Origin of the sequence: Bacteroides sp. OM05-10AA, assembly GCF_003439055.1 — a bacterium.
Taxonomy (GTDB): domain Bacteria; phylum Bacteroidota; class Bacteroidia; order Bacteroidales; family Bacteroidaceae; genus Bacteroides; species Bacteroides intestinigallinarum.
In genome coordinates this window covers 1-23172 of sequence record NZ_QSUR01000024.1, presented here as the reverse complement: position 1 = coordinate 23172, position 23172 = coordinate 1, and the positions used below count along the sequence as shown (strand labels likewise).

Below are 23172 nucleotides of genomic sequence, written 5' to 3'. Positions count from 1 at the left end.
ACAAAATATTTAAGTAACTTTGCTTAGATAAACAATCAATATTGTAATACTATACAAATTTTGCTGCATGGAACAGACTTTGGTAAATGGGATAGCTGATAACTTCTTGCATAATATCTTTAATGACTTGTCTGTAGGCTTGGAGTTGTATGATAAGGATGGTCTTATGATAGATGTCAATTATTCGCGGTTGAGATCAATGGGGATAAAAGACAAAAAAGACATTCTGGGCTATAATCTATTCAACTACACCAGTTTCTCTGATGAAATCAAGGAGCAGATCCGAAAGGGAGAAACCGTACGCTTTGTGGCAAAATATGATTTTGAAACTTTGCGACGTCTTTTTCCTACCCATTTGTCCGGTATCAAATTCTTCGAGATTACCGTTTCTTTCGTACATAATGATAAGTCTGAAATTACCAACTATATGGTGATAACTCAAGATGTCACCGAACGTGTTTTGTGGCAAAACAAATATGACAATCTTTACGAAGAGGCTGTGCGCTCGAAAAAAGAACTTCTTGAGAGCGAGCAAAGGATGATTCATTTGATTCGTCAGAATGAATTGGTCTTGAACAATATTAATTCAGGATTAGCGTATATTGCAAACGACTATATCGTACAATGGGAGAATATCTCACTTTGTAGTAAAAGCCTTTCTTATGAGGCTTACAAAAAAGGAGAACCTTGCTATCTGACAGCCCATAATCGTACTACTCCTTGTGAGAATTGTGTGATGCAACGTGCCCGGAAATCCGGTCAGGTAGAGTCCATCTTTTTTAATCTGGACAATAAGCACGTCATTGAAGTATTTGCTACTCCTATATTTAATGAACAGGGAGATGTTGACGGTGTCGTGATTCGTGTAGATGATGTTACCGAGCGGCAGCACATGATTGGTGAACTTGAAAAGGAAAGGAATCGGGCGGAACAATCCGATAAACTGAAATCTGCTTTTCTGGCAAATATGAGCCATGAAATCCGTACTCCGTTAAATGCTATCGTAGGTTTTTCCGACTTGCTGATGGTGACGGAAGATAAAGAAGAAAAAGAAGAATTCATCCAGATTATCAATGCCAACAATGAATTACTGCTGAAACTGATTAACGACATACTGGATCTTTCGAAAATAGAAGCTGGCTCGGTAGAATTGAAATACGAAGATTTTGATCTGGCTGTTTATTTCAACGAATTGGCTGCTGCAATGCATCATCGTGTAGTGAATCCACAGGTTCGTTTGGTTGCTATAAATCCTTATGAGTCTTGTATTGTTCGTCTGGATAAGAACCGGTTGGCACAAATTCTCACTAATTTTGTAACTAATGCCATCAAATATACCTCTGAAGGAACCATTGAAATGAGGTATGAAAAGATAAACGGGAGTGTCCATCTTTATGTTCGCGATACAGGCATCGGTATTCCGGAAGATAAAAAAGACAAGGTGTTTCATCGTTTCGAGAAACTGGATGAGTTTGCACAAGGAACCGGATTGGGATTGTCCATTTGTAAGGCTATAGTTGAGGCTTGCAGAGGAGAGATAGGTTTTGAGTCGGAATTTAATAAAGGATCTTTGTTTTGGGCAGTTTTGCCGTGTCAGTTCGAATCGGTCGACAGTGAACCGGGGGCTTCCCGTCAACGGCTTGGAAGAGAAGTGAATGGGGAGAAAGATGAATCTCATGCTTCCGGAGAAATGAAGTCTCCAAAGAGAATTCTTGTAGTAGAAGATATTCAGAGTAATTTCTTCTTAGTATCTTCTATTTTAAAAAACAAATGTCAGCTGCTACATGCACCGAATGGGCTGAAGGCGGTTGAGATTGTTCGTACCCAAGCGGTAGATCTGGTACTGATGGATATGAAGATGCCTGTTATGGATGGGCGCGCTGCAACCTCCGAGATTCGGAAATTCAATACGGAAATTCCAATTATCGCCCTGACCGCTCATGCTTTTGATGCCGACCGGGTAGCTGCTTTAAAAGCCGGCTGTGATGATTATCTGGTGAAGCCGATCAATGGAGCAAAGTTGATGCAGACGTTGAAAGAGTATGGTTGCTGAAAGGATTGGATTAAAAATGTGCTGATCTGAAAAAATGTATATTCCATTCATCCAGCTTTCAATTTTTCGATCACTGGCTTATAGTTTGCAGAAAAACGCGCTTCATTTTCATTTATAGAGTGTGAAATTATATGTCGTTTGACTGTATAACAGTTGAAAATGCTTCTTGTTGGTTCATTTTTATGTTTATATGCTTCTTATTTTCCTATATAGAGAATATTCTGCTTTTTATTTCGGTTGCTTATTTAAAGATGAATTAGCTTGCAAATAGTCTTTTTAGAGAGCTTTTGTATCTTGGTCGGTGGCTTTGAATAGATTTCTCGGTGAGTAAGGAGGTGTTGCTCACCGAGGAACGATTTGTTGCTCACCGGGGAAGTTTATTAATTTCTTTGGGAAGAATGCATATTATCCGAAAACAAATGTAGTATTTCTCTTCTAATATGCATATATATGTAATTTCTTAATGCTTTTTTATACCAGGGTACTTTTTTCTGTAACCGTTTCATCTTTCTGGATATGAAAAATAGAACATGTATCCAGCTTAAAAGAAAAGTTAGGCCTTATCATAATTATAGATTTCCTTATTTGACTTGAAAAGTGTTCAATAATGTCTACAACGCTATAATTTATCGATGAAATGGATGATTTTAGACAAAATTGGATATAAAATAGCGATTTTGGAACATCTTATTTTTATAGCCTTCTTATTTTTGTAGCCGATAAGAGTTGCCAAATAATGGTTTTTAGGAACTCTTTCAAACTAATAATCTTTGAGATTTATTTTTGTTAGCTAATAAATAAAGTCTTTATTATTAAATGTAATATTATGAAAAGAAAGAAGCTTATGAAAAAACAAAGCTGCTTTGTTGTTCTTCTGATGCTGCTCCTGTTGTTTCCGTCGGGAGTATTTGCACAGCAACAAATGATTAAAGGACAAGTAGTAGATGATAAGGGTGAAACTGTTATTGGTGCTACAGTCATGGTAAAAGGAGGGCAAGAAGGTGCCATAACCGATATTGATGGAAATTTCTCTGTAAAAGGTAAAGTTGGAGCCACATTAACTATTTCTTATGTAGGTTTTTCTCCTCTTGAAGTAAAAGTAACGAAACTGGAGGGTAATCGTTTCGTGCTCAAAGAAGATTCAAAAGTACTTGATGAAGTGGTAGTGGTAGGTATGGGTAAGCAGAAACGCAATACAATTACGGCTGCCGTAGCTACTGTTAAGTCGGATGCGATTGTCAATCGTCCGGTAACCGATGTGACTAGTGCGCTGCAAGGTAATGTCGCTGGTTTAAACTTTGCGTCAGATGCTGCAGCGGACGGTGTAGGTGGTGAGACTGGTGCTGAAATTAAATTTAATATTCGTGGAGTTGGTTCTATCAATGGTGGCGAACCTTATGTATTGGTAGACGGTGTGGAACAAAGTATGCAGAATGTCAATCCTGCCGATATCGAAAGTATCAGTGTTTTGAAAGATGCTTCCGCATCAGCAGTGTACGGTGCCCGTGCTGCTTATGGAGTAGTATTGGTGACCACTAAAAGCGGACGGAAGGAAAAGACACGTGTTACCTATCGCGGAACAGTTGGTTTCAGTTCTCCTATTAATATGCCGCAAATGATGAACTCATTAGAGTATGCCAACTATTGCAATCAGCGGGATGTGAATATGGGACGTACGGCGCAGATCTCAAATGCAACCATCGAAAAAATGAAAGGTTTTATGGCTAATCCTTATTCGGCAGAATTTCCCGGCATCGGTCCTAATCAAGCGGGTGACGGTTGGGCTGCAGCCGATAATGTTCAGTATGGTAATACAGATTGGTTTGATTATTATTTCAAAGACCGTGCGATACGTCATTCTCATAATTTGAGTGTACAGGGTGGTGGAGAAAAATCTATTTATTACATTGGTTTAGGATATACTTATCAGGAAGGTTTGATGGATCAGGTTCAGGATGATCTAAAAAAGTATAATATCAATACTAAGTTTTCGGTTACAGCAACCGATTGGTTGAAATTCCACTTTAATAATAATGCAACGATAAACATAATCAATCGCCCGATGGCTAATCAGACTATTTTTTATGGTACGATAGCCAATACGGCTCCAACCCGTGTGACTCAATTACCCATTGAACAGACGGAGTATTTTACTCCAACCTGGAATGAATTATTATACTTAAAAAAGTCCAATTATAATCAGAACCGTGTTTCGGATGCATTATCTTTCTCGGCTATTATTACCCCGCTGCAAGGGTGGGACATCATGGGAGAAATGAAAGCTCGTCTGGATGTGGAAAATAATAGTTTTAAACTGAAAAAAAGCAATCATGCATTGCCTAACGGGCAAGTTATAGAGACTTCCGGCAACCGTCAGGGGTATCAATATCCGGGTATGAGATGGCAAAATACACGTTTCGGTTCACTGACACGCGGTAGTGCTTTCAATTACTATCTGTCTCCCAGTTTGTCCAGTACCTACATGAATCAATGGGGGGATCATGACTTTAAAATCATGGCAGGTTATCAAATGGAATTGCAAGAAAATTCCAGTGAATATATGTATAAAGATGGAATGTTGAGCGAAGATACTTATTCATTTGACAATGCTGATGGAACCGTATATGCCGGAGAGGCTCGTACCCACTGGGCTACGATGGGATTTTATACTCGAATCAACTGGAACTATCAGAATACTTATTTCTTGGAACTTAGCGGACGTTATGACGGCTCTTCCCGCTTTGCATCGGGACATCGTTGGGGATTCTTCCCGTCTTTTTCTGCCGGTTATGACATTGCCCGTACTAAATACTTTACCGATTTAAATATGCCGGTATCACAATTTAAAGTACGTGTCTCTTATGGACGTCTGGGAAATCAGAATGGTGCCGGATTATATGATTATCTGGGAGTGATGAGTCTTGACCCGAATAATGTGAATGCATGGTTACTTCCGGGAGGAGGTGATGTAATAGGTAAAGGAACAATCTCATTAACTCCGAAAATGATTAGCCCGTACATCACATGGGAGAAAGTAGATACTGCCAACTTCGGTTTGGATCTTATGTTATTGAAAGATCGTTTGTCTGTAACGTTTGATGTTTATCAACGTACGACCAAAGACATGATTGGTCCTGCTGAAGCGATTCCGGCTGTCAGCGGTATCATTCCTGATGATCGTGCAAAAATAAATAATGCTACTCTTCGTAACCGTGGTTGGGAACTCTCTGTCAACTGGCAGGATAAGTTGAAATGTGGTTTTAGTTATGGAATAGGATTCAATTTATTCAATTACAAGGCTGTTATAACGAAGTATAACAATCCTGAAGGCATTATTTATAACAACCATACCGGTTTGGATCGCAACAAAGGTTATTATGAAGGAATGGATATAGGTGAAATCTGGGGATTCGTAGCAGATGACTTGTTTATGACCAATCAGGAGATTGATTCATATCTGAATAGTAAAGACCTTTCTTTCTTTAAGAATGACAACCTTTGGCAAGTAGGTGATTTGAAATATCTGGATACTAATCGTGATGGTAAAGTAGATCCGGGAAAAGGAACATTGGAGGATCATGGCGATCTGAAGGTAATCGGAAATGCTACACCTAAATATTCATTTGGTATCAATTTGAACTTGGGATATAAAGGATTCTCTGTCTCTACTTTATTCCAGGGAGTGGCGAAACGTGATTTTGCATTAGCGGGAAGTACTTATCTTTTTGGTGGAAAGAACTTCTTTAAAGAACATCTCGACTATTTTAGCCCGTCGAATCCCCGTGGATATCTTCCTCGTCTGACAGACCCCAAAACAGTAGATTATAATACAAATATTGGTTACAATACAACACGCTATATGGTCAATGCCGCCTATATGCGTATGAAGAACCTAACCGTGTCTTATACATTCGACAAGAAACTCCTGAAAACGATGAGACTGGAAAATTTGAGAGTATATTTTACGTGTGACAATCTGTTCACTATTACTAAGTTGCCTAAGGCTTTTGACCCTGAAACATTGAATCAGGTAAATACTTGGGCGGGTGGTAGCAATGCCACAGCACCGGGACTTACCTCCGCTGCCAATGAAAACGGTAACGGTAAAGTATATCCGATGAACAGAAACTTTGTGTTTGGTCTTGATTTTACTTTTTAATAAATAATAGAGAAGTATGAAACGATTTTATTTATATATAGTATTGATGGCAGGTCTTGGCACATGTGTATCTTCTTGTGCCGACTTTTTGGATCGTGAGCCGCTTACCGTGCCGAACAACGAATCGTTCTTGTCCGGTGAAGCCCAAGTGCGTGGATATATCAATGGTCTTTATACAGCGCTTCCTTCATTGGCAAAATTCGGGATGGGAGTGCGTGGAGAAGAAAAGAACAGTGATAATATTCTTTCTGAAATTTACAATAAGCGTCTGAATGGTGAGGAAACCTTGTTTTCCAGCAGTGAAGACTGGGAAAACGGTTATAGGAATCTGCGTAATGTGAACTATTTCTTTCACTATTACCTGGTACCGGAAGACATGGAAACAGAAGAAGTAAAATCATTGAAAGGCGAAGCTTACTTCTTACGGGCTTACTGGCACTTTGTTCAGTTGAAGAAGTTCGGTAATATTCCTATTATGGATGCTTTCTGGGATGAACATGCCACGATAGCTGGTTTGCAGATCCCGCAGAAAGATCGTGGTGAAGTTGCTAAATTTATCTTGGAAGATCTGGACAAAGCAGAGAAACTATTGTTCAATAGAAGCAAGTACAGCGGTTTGCGTATTTGTAAGGAAGCGGCTATGTTGCTTGCCATGCAGGTTGCGCTATATGAAGGTTCGTGGGAGAAATACCACAAGAATGATGAATTTGCGGCTGCCACTGACCAATCGGCTTATTTCTTTGGAGAAGTGTTGAGATGGGGAGATATGCTTTTCGAGCAAGGTATAAAATTAAATACGAAAGAAACAGATGGCGGTGTAGTCAATTCGGGAGATGCTTACGGACGTCTGTTTAATCAAAATGATTATTCCAACATTTCAGAAGTATTGTTCTGGAGAAAATATTCGGTTACTGATGGTGTATTTCATGCTTTGACCGGATTAGTGGGTGGAGGAGTTGTCGATCAGGATGGACCTGCCGGTATAGCCGGAGATTTGGTAAATACCTATTTGAATGCTGATGGAACGCCCGTTGATCCGAACAATAGCAAGTTTAAGGATTTTAACGAAACCTTTAAAAGCAGGGATTTGCGTCTCACAGAAACTATCATGAGCACTGGCTATAAGTTTAAATCTACTGCGAAAGGTTCTCGTCCGATGAAAGTGGCAGATGCTTCTGCCGGTGATAAAACAATCAATCCTCCTTTTCTGGCAGGTGATGGTAATGCCAAAAATGTAACAGGGTATCACATTCGTCTTGGAGTAGATACGACATACGTGTCGGGGGACTGTGAAACCGGACTGGTACTCATGCGTTATGCTGATGCATTATTGAGCTATGCCGAAGCTGCCGAGGAACTGGGCAAATGTGATGATGAAGTGTTAAGTAAAACATTGAAACCTCTGCGCGCACGTGCCGGAGTCACTTATGTGACACCTGTCAGAGATCCTAACTTTACAGATTATGGTTATACGTTGACTCCCGTTATGCAGGAGATTCGTCGTGAGCGTCGTGTGGAACTGGCATTGCAGGGATATCGTCTGGATGATCTGATGCGTTGGGCTGCTGATAAAGTAATTGTTGGCAAACGTGGCAAAGGAGCATATTTGGGACATGATGGTATTTTATACAAATCATTTGCGGAAGATAAACATGAAGCATTGGCCAAAGTATTGGTAGATGGCAACGGATGGATGGATCCTTTGCAGGAGTTGATACCGGGTGGTTATCAATTCAATCCTAAGAGAGACTATCTGTTACCTATTCCTCCAAGTGAACTGGAACTGAATAAGCAGATGAAACAGAATCCGGGGTGGAAATAATAATCATAGACTTTATAATTAAAGATATACTGTATGAAAAAGATTTTAGAATGGACATATTTGTGGATGCTGCTTATATTGGTGGCAGTGAGTATGTCAGGATGTTCTGACGATGATAATGTAAGCCCGTTGGCAGAACCTGTACCTTTAAAGATGACACTGAATAGTACAGATTTGGTAATGGGAGAGGTGATGGAAATCACTTTTGACGTGACAGGTACGGAAGAAGGAAAAAAAGCGATGAATGAGGATCTGAATATCAGATTGAGTGCCACTACTGATAAAGGAGCAGTCGACCAGTTGGTATTTGATGATTTTCCATCGGTGGTTACCATGAAGCAGGGAGAGACGACTAAAACCGTCCGGGTTCCTGTAAAGAAAGAAGGACTGAATAGAGAACGTTCCGTCGAAATATCTGCATTTGCACGTGGATATAGAATGGCAGGTGCTTTGCAAATTGTGACTGTCAGTGACTATCACTACTCTAAAGTTTCATTGAAAAATAATGCCGATAATACGGTGAAGGAGGGACAGACTTTTGTATTGGTAGCTTCCGTCAATACTACATTGAAAGACGAACTTACCATTACTATTACTCCTAAAGCCGGAGAAGGAGAACGTTATGAAAATCTTCCTTTAGAATTGACTATTCCTGCCGGAGCGAACTCGGTAGAAAGTGCGCCGGTTACTATGATAAAAGATGTGAATACTACCGAGGATGAAGAGCTGACTCTTGATCTTGCTACAATTCCTGTTCTTAGCCGTTATCCTTTGCAAGATACGAAGCTGATTATAAAGAAGATTGATATTCATAAGAATATGGGCAGTGAGGTAAGAGATGAGCGCTGGCTATATGAAGATGCAGATCAGTTGTTTGTTTCACCGAAAAATGAAGCGGCTATAAAAGCTTGGGGACAGACTAATTATCAGGTAATGAATGAGGGCGATCCTCATCCGAATAGTGGAAAAGTGCTTCCGGAAGGAAAATGGAAGTTCTTCCGTGCATACGAATTTCATAAAATATCTTCGTGTTTAACGACAAAAGAAAGCAATGATAAAACATATGTGAGTAATGAATATCCTTTAGGTTTTGCTGACCAGAACACAGCGGCGGTAGAAACTGCAGGTTCTGTGGATAATGCTAAATATGCATGGGTTACAGACGAAGGTTATTTGAGAATGATTTCACTGAAAGAGCGTACTCCAGGAAATAATGGTACTAAAGATTTTGGAACTTCTGCTTTTTATTCCTGTAAGTTTATGCGAGGAAATGTAAATAGTCCTACTTGGGCATCCTCTAACATCCGTATTTATCCGGGAATGCGTATCGAGACACGCGCACGCATTCGTGGTGCAGAAAATAGCGGAATGTTACCGGGTATCTGGCTCCAGGGTAATGAGCAGGTAGGAGGCGACTCGCAGTGGAACGTTTGGCCGGATTTTGGAGAAATAGACGTGATGGAAAATAACACCAAACATGGAAATCTAAGCTATAGAAGATCAGCGGAGCAAACTTTCCATATCGGAAATACAGCTCCTGGAACAGGGGGAAGCCGGCATTATAATCCGACTGTTGCCGTAACTGACATTGCGGGAACAATAGATCAGTTCCAGATTTATTGGATGGAATGGGTGGATAATCAGACCGTGCGTATGGGAGTCAATGGTAAGACTACAATAACCATAACTGAAGCACAAGCGTTGGCTAATGGTGCCAGATGGCCGTTTACAGATAAAGTAAATACCGAGGGACTTTATTACATTCTGACGATGATGTTCCTAGGTAAACAGGCTCCGAATTATCCATCAATGGAAATGAGTTATTTGACAGCAAGGAATATGTTGAAAAATAATCCGAATGCGCTGATTCCCCGTATGGAGATAGACTGGGTTCGTTTCTATATCGACGATACCTATACCGATCATGATATGCCATATCGGAAAGATCTGATCCTTTATTAATAAACTGAATAAATAAACCTTTTTAATAAGATAATAATATGAAACTGAAATCAATTTTATGTGTAGTATTTGCGGCAACTTTATTAGGCAGTTGTAGCTATGATGACGGAGATTTGTGGGATGCAGTCAACGGACAGGAAGAGAGAATTTCCGCTTTGGAGAAATGGCAGAAGACAGTGGTTGAGCAACTGAATTCCTTGCAGGGAATTCTTACTGCTACAGATTATATTACCGATGTAGAGAAGGTGACAAAAGAAGATGGAACGGAAGGCTATAAAATCTCATTCCTTCATGCATCTCCTATTACGTTGTTTTACAACAAAGACGGTGAGGTGAGTGGAACGAATGAAGAAAGTATTGGCGTGGATAAAGGCGATGATGGTAAATGGTATTGGACATTGGGCGGTGAGCCCTTGCAGGTAGATGGTAAAACTATTTACGTAAATAGTGGAGATGCTATCAAAATGGAAACAAATCAGGACGGTTCTACCAAATTAACCATTGGAGATAATTCAGTGACGATACCGTCATATCCGGTTGCCCATCCTGTGACAGGAGTTACTCAATCGGGTAATATTGTTACAATTACATTGAACGGAGGTGCAACGGTAGAACTTCCTAAATATATCAACTGGAATGGTTATTTAGCAGCGGAATATAGTAAAGAGACTGCAGGAGAAGAAATTTATCCGATAGTGCTTCCGGAAGGCTGTATTATGAGAATGTTGGATACCAATCCTTCAAACTGGGCAATCCAAGTGACAGGTTCGGGAAATAACACAAAATTGAAAGTTGTTTATCCGGCAACCGGAGAAGCTACAGTCGCTTTCTTGCTTTCGGATGGAGAAACTCAAACAGTAATTAAAACAGTGACGTTTAAGGCAGCTACAGACCCGGGTATCCAGTGGACTACTATAGAATATACAGGTGCAATTATCACAATACCGGAGGGGGTATCGAGTATTAAGGTGACAGGAGCGTGTTCTGGAGGAGCTCCAAGTTTTAGAGATCACATCGCTACACCTCTGAAGACAGCAAGTGGTGTGGTAAATATTGATTTATCGGAATTGGTATATAGTGCGGCTATTCCAGCTAACGCATTTTATATAAATCTTCCTGCTTTGCCAGAAAAGGACAAGAACACATCCATTGAAACAATTATTCTTCCGAAGGGGACTATTAATATTTTCAATCTGGCATTCAAGAACTGTGTTGCTTTAAAAAGCTTGACTATTTTATCAGCAACTACCTTAGGATATAATGCTACGGCTTTCGAAGGTTGTGATGCTTTGGAATCTATCTTTGTAGCGACAGATAAAGTAGAAGCATATAAAGCGGGTTGGAGTGCACTAGCGGATAAGATCAAACCGATTCCCGAAGCAGGAGAGTAAAAGGTCTATTTTGTCATCAGATTTTTTAATGACATGAATACCTTTCAATCAAAAGGGGGAAAATCCCCCTTTTTGCCACTTATAAGTATAGCAAGTAAATAGTGATTTCCTGTATTTTTTGGTGAAACAAAAAGATTTGTAGAATATTGGACATTAATTGGTGATTTGTGGAAGTCTGAATAGATGGCATCCCCTACCTTTGTCGCTATAATCTAATATAAAGTTGTTTTTATGGAAAAACTGCAATCCAACTTATTCTTTCCTTTAGCGGGAGTAGCTGCTGTAGCTTCCCTTGCTTCTTGTGCAGGCAAGCAAAAACCTGCGGAACAGCAACCTCTGAACATTGTCTATATCATGACAGACGACCATACGGCTCAAATGATGAGCTGTTATGACACTCGCTATATGGAAACTCCGAATCTCGACCGTATTGCTGCCGACGGAGTACGTTTTACTCAAAGTTTTGTAGCCAATTCTCTAAGCGGTCCCAGCCGCGCCTGCATGATAACGGGCAAACATAGCTGTGCAAACAAATTCTACGATAATACCACTTGCGTTTTCGACAGTTCTCAACAGACTTTCCCTAAACTCTTGAGAAAAGTCGGTTATCAGACCGCATTAGTTGGTAAATGGCACCTTGAGAGTTTGCCATCAGGATTTGATTACTGGCAAATTGTCCCCGGACAAGGAGACTACTATAATCCGAACTTTATCACGCAGAACAATGATACCATTCAGAAACACGGCTATATCACCAATCTTATTACGGATGATGCCATCGACTGGATGGAAAACAAGCGTGATCCGCAAAAACCTTTCTGCCTTTTGATTCATCACAAGGCTATTCATCGTAACTGGATGGCGGATACCTGCAATCTGGCTTTGTATGAGGACAAGACTTTCCCATTGCCGGATAATTTCTTTGATGATTATGAAGGTCGTCCGGCTGCTGCCGCACAAGAAATGAGCATTGTGAAAGATATGGATATGATCTATGACCTCAAAATGCTGCGTCCCGACAAAAACTCACGGTTAAAATCACTGTATGAAAGATTCTTGGGCCGAATGGACGAAGGACAACGTGCTGCATGGGACAAATTCTATGCTCCGATTATCGACGACTTCTATAAGCAAAATCTGAAAGGAAAAGAACTGGCTAACTGGAAGTTCCAGCGTTATATGCGCGACTACATGAAGACAGTGAAGTCTCTGGATGACAATGTAGGCCGTGTACTCGATTATCTGAAAGAAAAAGGATTACTGGATAATACACTCGTTGTCTACACTTCCGACCAAGGCTTCTATATGGGTGAACATGGCTGGTTCGACAAACGCTTTATGTATGAAGAATCCATGCGCACACCGCTTGTCATGCGCTTGCCGAAAGGCTTCGACCGTAGAGGGGATATCACCGAAATGGTACAGAACATCGACTATGCACCCACTTTCCTCGAATTGGCAGGAGCAGAGGTGCCATCGGATATCCAGGGAGTCTCACTTGTTCCTCTGTTGAAAGGAGAACATCCGGAGAACTGGCGCAAGGCACTTTATTATCACTTCTATGAATATCCGGCCGAGCACATGGTGAAACGTCATTATGGAATACGCACGGAACGCTATAAATTGATTCATTTCTATAATGATATCAATTGGTGGGAACTCTATGACATGCAGGCAGATCCGACAGAGATGCATAACCTCTACGAGCAACCTGAATACGAACCGGTAGTGAAAGAGTTGAAAGAAGAGATGTTGAAACTACAAGAACAATATAATGACCCTGTCCGATTCTCCCCCGAAAGAGACAAGGAATAACCCTGAAATAATATCATGATAAAATATATCTTCATACTGTTGACCGGATTTCTGGTATCAATAGTGACAGGATGTGATAATACAAACTTAACACACAGTATTTCTATGGTTCCACGCCCGGCACAGATGATGCCGGGCAGTGGCAACCATTTATTCTCCGATCAGACCGTTTTTGTGGTGGAGAATGAAGAGCAGGCGGAAGTTGCCCGGAGTTTGATTGCTTTGTTTACTCGTACAGCCGGTTTCACCCCCAAACTGAATGTAGGAGGAGAGGGAAATGTCCGTTTACTGACAGACCCATCTTTGAAAAGCGAAGCCTATTCTTTGGAAGTTTCTCCCCAAGAGATCATTATTAAAGCTTCGGATAATAAAGGCTTTTTCTATGCCTTGCAAACAATTCGCCAATTACTTCCTCCCTCCATTGAAAGAGAAAGCTTGTCGGACAAGAATTTGGAATGGAGCATTCCGGTCGTGACCATCCAGGATGAACCACGTTTTGGATACCGGGCATTGCTGTTGGATGCATCCCGTTTCTTTATTCCTAAAGAAAATGTATTGCGTATCATTGATTGTATGTCAATGCTTAAACTGAATACACTTCATTTCCATTTGACAGACGACAACGGCTGGAGGGTGGAAATAAAGAAATATCCCCGATTGACGGAAGTCGGTGCATGGCGGGTGGATCGTCAGGATTTACCTTTTCCTGCCCGTCGCAATCCGAAAAAGGGAGAACCTACCCCGGTAGGAGGCTTCTATACACAAGAGGATATTCGGGAAATGGTGGCTTATGCTGCTGAACGTCAGGTTGAGATTGTGCCCGAAATAGATATGCCTGCTCATAGCAATGCTGCATTGGCGGCTTATCCCAAACTGGCTTGTCCGGTAGTGAAAGAATATATCGGCGTACTGCCCGGTTTAGGAGGACGAAATTCCGAAATTATTTATTGTGCGGGAAACGATAGTGTCTTCACCTTTTTGCAAAATGTGATGGATGAAATCATGGAATTATTCCCTTCACGCTATATTCATATTGGTGGTGACGAGGCTCAAAAGACACATTGGAAACAGTGTCCGTTGTGTCAGGCACGGATGAAAAAGGAACAGCTGGCTAATGAAGAAGATCTACAGGGATACTTCATGAAGCGGATCAGCGACTATGTGCGCAGTAAAGGCAGGGAAGTGATCGGCTGGGATGAACTGACCAATAGCAGCTTTCTGCCCGACAACTCTATCATTCTTGGTTGGCAGGGATTTGGACAGGCTGCATTGAAAGCAGCGGAAGAGGGACATCGGTTTATCATGACTCCGGCGCGCATCATGTATTTGATTCGCTATCAGGGACCACAGTGGTTCGAGCCGTTGACATACTTTGGAAATAACACACTGAAAGATGTGTATGACTACGAACCGGTGCAGAAAGACTGGAAACCGGAATATGCTTCCTTATTGATGGGAGTGCAAGGTTCGATGTGGACAGAATTCTGTAACAAGCCGGAAGATGTGGACTATCTTTTATTCCCCCGTCTGGCAGCAGTGGCAGAAGTCGCTTGGACACAACCGGATAAGAAAGACTGGGCTTTATTCCTGAAAGGAATGGACAGGTATAATGAGCATCTTGCAGAGAAAGGAATTGTTTATGCTCGTTCCATGTATAATATTCAGCATAAAGTGACTCCCGAAAACGGAGTGTTGCGAGTGAAGCTGGAGTGTATTCGTCCCGATGTGGAAATCCGTTATACAGTAGATGGCAGCGAGCCGACGGCAAGTTCATCCTTATATACCGATTCATTAACAGTAACGGCGGCTCAAACCATTAAGAGTGCTACTTTTGCACAAGGTGAGCAGATGGGGCAGACGCTTGTGTTGCCTATTGCCTGGAACAAAGCGACCGGCAAACCTATCCTCGGAAATAAGCCGAATGAGAAACTCATGACGAACGGGGTACGTGGCAGCTTGAAGTATACAGACTTTGAATGGTGTTGTTGGGAGAAGAGCGATCATATTTCTTTCACGATAGATTTGCTGCAAAAAGACAAATTGAATACTTTCACCATAGGTTGTATCACCAACTACGGCATGGCGGTACATAAACCGAAATCAATCCGCATAGCAGTTTCGGATGATAATGAAACCTATCGTGAGATAGCCGGTCTGCATTTTACTGCTGAAGAGATCTTCCGTGAAGGAGCTTTTATCGAAGATTTCTCCGTGGATATGAAAGGAACGGAAGCAAGATATGTCCGTGTAACGGCAGAAGGGGCGGGAGTATGTCCTGCCGATCATGTACGTCCGGGACAAGAGGCGAGAGTTTATTTTGATGAAATCAGGATTGAATAACATTTATTGTATAGCATAATACCATCAATAACAATGACAATGAAGAACCTAAAGAAACGAACTTTTTTTATCTTATCGGTAGTGCTGGCTGCTACTACTTTCACTTTAGCGCAGCAACAGCCATTGCCCGAATGGCAAAGCCAATATGCGGTGGGACTGAACAAACTCGCTCCTCACACATACGTATGGCCTTACGCCAACGCTTCCGACATTGAAAAGCCGGGAGGATATGAACAGTCTCCTTTTTATATGAGCCTGAACGGAAAGTGGAAATTCCATTGGGTGAAGAATCCCGATAACCGTCCGAAGGACTTTTACCAACCTTCTTATTATACAGGAGGATGGGCGGATATCAACGTGCCCGGTAACTGGGAACGACAGGGGTATGGCACAGCTATCTATGTCAACGAGACGTACGAGTTTGATGATAAAATGTTCAACTTCAAGAAGAATCCGCCGCTGGTACCTTATGCAGAGAATGAAGTCGGCTCCTACCGCCGTACTTTCAAAGTGCCTGCCGACTGGCAAGGACGTAGGGTAGTACTTTGTTGTGAAGGAGTTATTTCTTTCTATTATATATGGGTGAATGGAAAATTACTGGGATATAACCAGGGATCAAAGACGGCTGCCGAATGGGATATTACAGATGTCCTGAATGAAGGCGAAAATGTGGTCGCCTTGGAGGTATACCGTTGGAGTTCGGGCGCTTATCTGGAATGTCAGGATATGTGGCGTTTGAGCGGCATCGAACGTGACGTGTATCTTTACAGCACCCCCAAGCAGTACATTGCAGACTATAAACTGAATGCTTCTTTAGAAAAAGAGAAATACAAAGATGGTATTTTCGGACTTGAAGTGGCCGTGGAAGGACCTTCCGCTACTGCTTCTTCCATTGCTTATACACTGAAAGATGCTGAAGGCAAAGCAGTTTTGCAGGATGCCATCCGGATAAAATCCCGTGGATTGAGCAATTTTATCGCATTTGACGAAAAGAAGCTCCCCGGTGTAAAGGCTTGGAGTGCGGAGCATCCTTATCTTTACACATTAGTGCTCGAACTGAAAGATGAACAAGGCAAGGTCACTGAACTGACCGGCTGTGAAGTAGGTTTCCGTACCTCGGAAATCAAAGACGGACGTTTCTGTATCAACGGCGTTCCGGTACTGGTGAAGGGAACCAACCGCCACGAACACTCCCAGCTGGGACGTACCGTGAGCAAGGAACTGATGGAACTGGACATCAAACTGATGAAGCAGCACAATATCAACACCGTACGTAACTCGCATTATCCCACGCATCCTTACTGGTATCAACTTTGCGACCGTTACGGCTTGTACATGATTGATGAGGCAAACATCGAATCTCACGGAATGGGATACGGGCCTGCTTCCCTTGCCAAGGATAGTACCTGGTTGACCGCGCACATGGATCGCACCCAACGTATGTATGAACGTTCCAAGAATCACCCGGCTATCGTTATCTGGTCGTTGGGAAATGAAGCCGGAAACGGAATCAACTTCGAACGTACCTATGACTGGCTGAAATCGGTAGAGAAAACTCGTCCCGTGCAGTATGAACGTGCCGAATTGAACTATAACACAGATATTTACTGTCGTATGTACCGCGGTGTGGATGACATCAAAGCGTATGTAAACCAGAAAGACATCTATCGTCCTTTTATTCTTTGTGAATACCTTCACGCAATGGGTAATAGTTGCGGTGGACTGAAAGAATACTGGGATGTATTTGAAAACAACCCGATGGCACAAGGCGGCTGCGTTTGGGACTGGGTGGATCAGTCATTCCGCGAAATAGACAAGAACGGTAAATGGTACTGGACGTATGGCGGCGATTACGGACCGGAAGGAATTCCAAGTTTCGGCAACTTCTGCTGTAACGGCTTGGTAGGCGCTAATCGTGAACCGCACCCGCATTTGCTCGAAGTAAAGAAAGTATATCAGAACATAAAAGCAACGATGGCAAATCAGAAGAATCTGAATATCCGTGTTAAGAACTGGTACGACTTCTCTAACTTGAACGAGTATATACTGACCTGGAATGTGACAGCAGATAATGGTAAGATCTTGGCGGAAGGTACGAAAACGGTTGATTGTGCGCCGCACGCCACCGTCGATATTACTTTGGGTGCTGTAAAACTTCCGAATACAGTTCGTGAGGCTTATCTGAATATCAGCTGGACCCGTCGTGAAGCTTCTTCAATGATAGATAAGGACTGGGAAGTGGCATACGACCAGTTTGTACTTGCCGGTAATAAGAATTACACAGGCTACCGTCCGCAAAAAGCAGGTGAAACAACTTTCACCGTTGATAAGAAAACAGGTGCGCTTACTTCATTGAACCTGAACGGCAAAGATTTATTGGCTGCTCCGCTGACATTGAGCCTTTTCCGCCCGGCAACGGATAATGACAACCGGGATAAAAACGGCGCACGCCTGTGGCGTGATGCAGGACTGGATGGTCTGACCCAGAAAGTAATATCACTGAAGGAAAGTAAGACTTCGACTACCGCCCGTGTAGAAATTCTAAATGCGAAAAATCAAAAGGTAGGAACAGCCGATTTTGTGTATTCGTTGGATAAAAACGGTGCACTGAAGGTACACACTACTTTCCAGCCCGATACGACCATCGTGAAATCCATGGCCCGTCTGGGCTTGACATTCCGGGTAGCGAACTCTTACGATCAGGTTTCTTACTTGGGACGCGGGGACAATGAAACATACGCTGACCGCAATCAATCCGGCAAAATCGGTGTATATCAGACTACACCGGAACGGATGTTCCATTATTATGTTGCTCCGCAATCTACGGGCAACCGCACCGATGTACGTTGGGCGAAATTGGCAGATACTTCCGGCGAAGGCATCTTTGTTGAGTCGGATCGTGCTTTCCAGTTTAGTATCATTCCTTTCTCGGATGTATTATTAGAGAAAGCCCGCCATATCAACGAACTGGAACGTGATGGATTGCTGACAGTACATCTGGATGCCGAACAGGCAGGTGTGGGAACGGCCACTTGTGGCCCCGGAGTATTACCGCAATACTTGGTTCCATTAAGGAAACAGAGTTTTGAATTTACCCTTTATCCGGTGAAATGGATACTGAATCAATAGGTTTTTAGATAATATATAAAGGTGGGGGTTACACTGATTGGATGGAATATCGTAAGAAAGTATTCCGTGATAATCGTGAAATCTGCACCTTTATTTTATCTTTGTACGATTGCAATAAATAATAGACCATGAATAAACTACTGACCTCTCTTTTATTGTCTGTTGCTCTCATGAGCGGAGTGCAGGCGCAGAAAAAAGAAAACTATTATGTGAAGCATGTTGAATTTCCTCAAGGTGCAACTCTCGAACAGAAAGTCGATATGGCAGCACGGCTGGTGCCCACTCCGCAGCAATATGCCTGGCAACAATTGGAACTGACAGCTTTCCTCCATTTCGGAATCAACACCTTTACCGGGCGTGAATGGGGTGACGGAAAAGAAGATCCCGCACTCTTTAACCCTTCGGAACTGGATGCTGAACAATGGGTGCGTACCCTCAAGGAAGCCGGCTTTAAAATGGTGCTTCTGACTGCCAAACATCACGACGGCTTCTGCCTGTGGCCTACGGCTACTACCAAACATTCCGTAGCCTCTTCTCCCTGGAAAAACGGACAAGGCGATGTAGTGAAAGAACTTCGTGCTGCCTGTGATAAATATGATATGAAGTTTGGAGTATATCTTTCTCCCTGGGACCGGAATGCGGAATGTTACGGGGACTCTCCCCGTTACAATGAATTTTTCATCCGGCAACTGACTGAATTGCTCACCAATTATGGCGAAGTGCATGAAGTCTGGTTCGACGGAGCGAATGGAGAAGGTCCGAACGGAAAGAAACAGGTGTATGACTGGGATGCTTTCTATCAGACCATCCAACGCCTTCAACCCAAAGCTGTGATGGCAATTATGGGGGATGATGTCCGCTGGGTAGGAAACGAAAAAGGATTAGGACGTGAAACAGAATGGAGTGCAACTGTGCTAACTCCCGGCATATATACCCGTTCACAAGAGAATAATAACCGTCTGGGAGTTTTTGGTAAAGCGGAAGATTTGGGAAGCCGTAAGATATTGGAGAAAGCTACGGAATTATTCTGGTATCCTTCGGAAGTGGACGTATCCATTCGTCCGGGATGGTTCTATCATGCGGAAGAAGACAGCAAAGTGAAGTCATTGAAACATTTGGCGGATATCTATTTTCAATCAGTAGGTTATAATTCTGTTTTGTTGCTGAATATTCCTCCGGATCGTAGGGGACTGATTAATGAAGCCGATGTGCGGCGATTGAATGAATTTGCAGCTTATCGTGAGCGGGTATTCGCTTCTAACAAGGTTGTGAATGGTAGAAAATACTGGAATACAACCCCTGGCAGTGAAAAGATTTATTCATTGAAGCCGAATGCAGAGATGAATGTGGTGATGCTTCAGGAAGATATAACGAAAGGGCAGCGGGTAGAAGCCTTTACGGTGGAAGCCCTGACTGATAATGGCTGGAAGGAAGTTGGAAAAGGTACGACGATAGGATATAAGCGTATGTTGCGTTTTCCGGCAGTGAAGGCCAGTAAGCTCCGCGTGAAAATAGACGAATGCCGGTTGACTGCATTTATTAGTCAGGTTGCTGCCTATTATGCGGAACCTTTGCAGGAAGAAACAACGAAAGAAGACTGGAATAATTTGCCGCGTTCCGGATGGAAACAAGTGGCTGCCTCTCCGTTAACGATTGATCTGGGAAAGACAGTAACGTTGAACAGTTTTACGTATGCTCCCGCGAAAGCGGAGGCAAAGCCGACGATGGCATTCCGTTATAAATTCTTTGTAAGTATGGATGGCAAGAATTGGAAAGAGGTTCCTACCAGTGGGGAGTTCAGCAATATCATGCATAATCCGTTGCCACAGACGGTTGCTTTCAATCAGAAAGTGCAGGCGCGTTTCATTAAACTGGAGGCCACTACGCCTGATGCTGCCGTTGCAAAAGTAAATATGGATGAAATAGGAGTGATGGTGGCTCCCTGATAGAGCCCTCATCGGAAGATATGTTTAGAGAATAGCAGTGTAGGCCGGCATCTTGATTTTTAATGAATCAGGTGCCGGTCTCTTTTTTTCTAAACCAAATGAATATTTTACTGTTATTTATTAAAAAAGACAGAAGTTATGTTAGTAGTAGATTTAGGAAAATGGATGAATAAAACCCTCATAAATTGGGGAATAGATCCGGCCGTTGCCGATCGTTTTGATGAGACTATTATGGCTTTACTGATGATAGTGGTTGCCATCGTTTTGAATTACCTCTGCCAGGCGATTTTGATCGGAGGAATGAAACAGTATACGAGGCGGAAGCCCCATCAGTGGAATACGTTGATGATGAAGCGCAAGGTGTTTCATCATTTGATTCATACCATCCCGGCTTTTCTGGTTTATGCTTTGTTGCCGATGGCTTTTATCCGGGGAAAAGAGTTGTTGTTGATTTCTCAAAAGGCGTGTGTCGTTTATATTATTTTCTCTTTACTATTGGCTATTAATGGGATTCTGTTGATGATAATGGATATCTATGACGGAAAAGAAACGATGAAGGACCGCCCGATGAAAGGGTTTATCCAGGTCTTGCAGGTGCTTCTTTTCTTTGTAGGTGGAATTGTAATCGTTGCCATTATCGTGAATAAATCTCCTGCCACTTTGTTTGCCGGGCTGGGTGCTTCGGCAGCTATTTTGATGTTGGTGTTCAAGGATTCCATATTAGGCTTTGTGGCAGGTATTCAGCTTTCTGCCAATGACATGGTCCGTCCGGGCGACTGGATAACGTTACCTTCCGGCGACGCAAATGGTACGGTACAGGAGATAACATTGAATACGGTCAAGATTCAGAATTTTGATAATACCATTTCCACTATCCCTCCTTATACATTAGTGAGCAGTACTTTCCAGAATTGGCGGGGAATGACACAGTCGGGAGGACGACGGGTGATGAAGAATATCACTTTGGATTTAACTACACTTCAATTCTGTACGCCGGAAATGCTGGACCGTTACCGGAAAGAAATTCCATTAATGGCGGATTATCAACCGGAAGAAGGAGTGGTTCCTACCAATTCTCAAGTGTACAGGGTGTATATTGAGCGCTATTTGTGCAGTCTGCCTGTGGTCAATCAGGATTTGGATTTGATTATCAGCCAAAAAGAAGCTACCATGTACGGAGTACCTATTCAGGTTTACTTCTTCTCTCGTAATAAGGTTTGGAAAGAATACGAGCGTATCCAGTCCGATATCTTCGATCATTTGCTGGCAATGGTTCCGAAGTTTGATTTAAAAGTTTATCAGTACTCGGATTAGTCAACCATTATCAGGTAAGTATAAAAGCAAGCCTTTTATAAGTATGTTGACCATAGCATGGACCGCTATATACGTGAACATTTTGTACTTGAGTTTGTAAAGCGTGTACGTGCAAAAGATCCTGGAATTGGAGGTGAAAAGTTGTGGCTGATGTACCGTAATGAGTTTGGTACTAGTCTGGCTTGCGTTGGTCGTGACTGCTTCTGTGATATATTATCGAAGTATAAGTTGACAGTGCGTAAACGCCTCCGGGCTCCCCGTACGACCGATTCTTCTCACGATCTTCCACGATATCCAGATCTGACACGAACATTACTGGTAGATCATCCTAATCAGCTGTGGGTAAGTGATATTACTTACATTCCCATTTGGTTGCCGGATGGCAGTTATGTGTTTTGTTACCTGTCTCTGGTTACAGATGCCTATACCAAGGAGATAATCGGATATTGTGTAGGTGATACTCTGGGAAGCTGTTACACGGTGGAAGCTCTGGAAATGGCAATCGGCCACATATCCTCAGTGGAGCTTAAAGGCTTGATACATCACTCTGACAGAGGGGTACAATATGCCAGTGCGGATTATATTACTATATTGCGGCAAAATGATATTCTTCCCAGCATGACAGAAGATGGTAATCCGAAGGATAATGCCATAGCTGAACGTGTGAATGGTATTATAAAGAATGAGTTGCTTCAAGGAATACGTTTTAGTTCAATGGAAGAAGTACGTCAAACTTTAGTAACGGCTGTCCACTTCTACAATCACGAAAGGCCCCATATGAGCTTGGATATGCTTACTCCTGCACAAGCTAGGGAAATGGTAGGTACTATCAAAAAAAGATGGGTCAGCTATAGAGAAAAGTATCTAAATGCAGCACTTATGTGAAATAATTATATACATTTGCCCATGAAAAGACCAAGAATGCCCTGCTAGCAGGACAGAAAGAGGAAAAAGCGAGGAATCCCTCTCTTTTGTCTGCTTTCAAAAGGGGGAGGCAACTGGGAGTAGAGAAAATACAGAAACAAGTCAACCCCATATAGGAATTATCAATAACAAGGTCAACTGCAGATAGGGTTAGTAATCTTTCAAGTCAACCCAAAGCAGGGATAAGAAATAAACTAGTCAACCATTAGCAGGGAAGTACAATTCTCAAGCATTCTCACCATTATGAGAAAAAATTCTCATAGTGGTGAGAACTTTGTACGCTCGGCATGAGCATTATCTAACGGGTGTAAGTCCCG

At 42.3% G+C, this 23172-nt stretch carries 10 protein-coding genes and 1 pseudogene; all 11 read left to right on the top strand.

The window, feature by feature from the left end:
• The first annotated feature begins 67 nt into the window (after window positions 1-67).
• A complete protein-coding gene (locus DXB58_RS17965; protein WP_117934069.1) occupies window positions 68-2053 on the top strand; it encodes a response regulator in 1986 nt (661 codons plus the stop codon).
• A gap of 826 nt (window positions 2054-2879) precedes the next feature.
• Window positions 2880-6212: a TonB-dependent receptor gene (locus DXB58_RS17955; protein ID WP_117934067.1), complete on the top strand. Its 3333-nt coding sequence runs from the start codon at window positions 2880-2882 to the stop codon at window positions 6210-6212.
• Between the two features lie 16 nt (window positions 6213-6228).
• Window positions 6229-8034, top strand: coding sequence for a RagB/SusD family nutrient uptake outer membrane protein (locus DXB58_RS17950; RefSeq protein ID WP_117934065.1), 1806 nt, complete (start codon window positions 6229-6231; stop codon window positions 8032-8034).
• A 33-nt stretch (window positions 8035-8067) separates the two neighbouring features.
• Complete coding sequence (locus DXB58_RS17945) at window positions 8068-9996, top strand: DUF5006 domain-containing protein (protein WP_117934063.1); 1929 nt, start codon at window positions 8068-8070, stop codon at window positions 9994-9996.
• Between the two features lie 38 nt (window positions 9997-10034).
• Entirely contained in the window at window positions 10035-11387 is a 1353-nt protein-coding gene (locus DXB58_RS17940) for a PL29 family lyase N-terminal domain-containing protein (protein WP_117934061.1), read from the top strand.
• 231 nt (window positions 11388-11618) lie between these two features.
• Entirely contained in the window at window positions 11619-13202 is a 1584-nt protein-coding gene (locus DXB58_RS17935) for a sulfatase (RefSeq protein WP_117934059.1), read from the top strand.
• Between the two features lie 15 nt (window positions 13203-13217).
• Window positions 13218-15542 (top strand): family 20 glycosylhydrolase, encoded by a 2325-nt coding sequence (locus DXB58_RS17930; RefSeq protein ID WP_122137754.1) that lies wholly within the window; start codon window positions 13218-13220, stop codon window positions 15540-15542.
• A gap of 39 nt (window positions 15543-15581) precedes the next feature.
• Window positions 15582-18671 carry a glycoside hydrolase family 2 TIM barrel-domain containing protein gene (locus tag DXB58_RS17925; RefSeq protein ID WP_122137779.1) on the top strand — a complete coding sequence of 1030 codons (3090 nt, stop codon included), beginning with the start codon at window positions 15582-15584 and terminating at the stop codon, window positions 18669-18671.
• A gap of 128 nt (window positions 18672-18799) precedes the next feature.
• On the top strand, window positions 18800-20617 hold the full coding sequence (locus tag DXB58_RS17920) for an alpha-L-fucosidase (protein ID WP_122137753.1): 1818 nt from the start codon (window positions 18800-18802) through the stop codon (window positions 20615-20617).
• Window positions 20618-20755: 138 nt separating this feature from the next.
• On the top strand, window positions 20756-21931 hold the full coding sequence (locus DXB58_RS17915; protein WP_122137752.1) for a mechanosensitive ion channel family protein: 1176 nt from the start codon (window positions 20756-20758) through the stop codon (window positions 21929-21931).
• A gap of 48 nt (window positions 21932-21979) precedes the next feature.
• Window positions 21980-22816, top strand: a pseudogene (locus DXB58_RS17910) (IS3 family transposase); the annotation flags it as partial.
• Window positions 22817-23172 lie beyond the last annotated feature (356 nt).

What these genes read in the sequence shown, in the direction of transcription:
- DXB58_RS17925 (WP_122137779.1), top strand. Translation starts at nt 15,582, where the DNA reads ATGAAGAACCTAAAGAAACGAACTTTTTTTATCTTATCGGTAGTGCTG.
- DXB58_RS17955 (WP_117934067.1), top strand. Translation starts at nt 2,880, where the DNA reads ATGAAAAGAAAGAAGCTTATGAAAAAACAAAGCTGCTTTGTTGTTCTT.
- DXB58_RS17915 (WP_122137752.1), top strand. Translation starts at nt 20,756, where the DNA reads ATGTTAGTAGTAGATTTAGGAAAATGGATGAATAAAACCCTCATAAAT.
- DXB58_RS17940 (WP_117934061.1), top strand. Translation starts at nt 10,035, where the DNA reads ATGAAACTGAAATCAATTTTATGTGTAGTATTTGCGGCAACTTTATTA.
- DXB58_RS17965 (WP_117934069.1), top strand. Translation starts at nt 68, where the DNA reads ATGGAACAGACTTTGGTAAATGGGATAGCTGATAACTTCTTGCATAAT.
- DXB58_RS17950 (WP_117934065.1), top strand. Translation starts at nt 6,229, where the DNA reads ATGAAACGATTTTATTTATATATAGTATTGATGGCAGGTCTTGGCACA.
- DXB58_RS17935 (WP_117934059.1), top strand. Translation starts at nt 11,619, where the DNA reads ATGGAAAAACTGCAATCCAACTTATTCTTTCCTTTAGCGGGAGTAGCT.
- DXB58_RS17945 (WP_117934063.1), top strand. Translation starts at nt 8,068, where the DNA reads ATGAAAAAGATTTTAGAATGGACATATTTGTGGATGCTGCTTATATTG.
- DXB58_RS17930 (WP_122137754.1), top strand. Translation starts at nt 13,218, where the DNA reads ATGATAAAATATATCTTCATACTGTTGACCGGATTTCTGGTATCAATA.
- DXB58_RS17920 (WP_122137753.1), top strand. Translation starts at nt 18,800, where the DNA reads ATGAATAAACTACTGACCTCTCTTTTATTGTCTGTTGCTCTCATGAGC.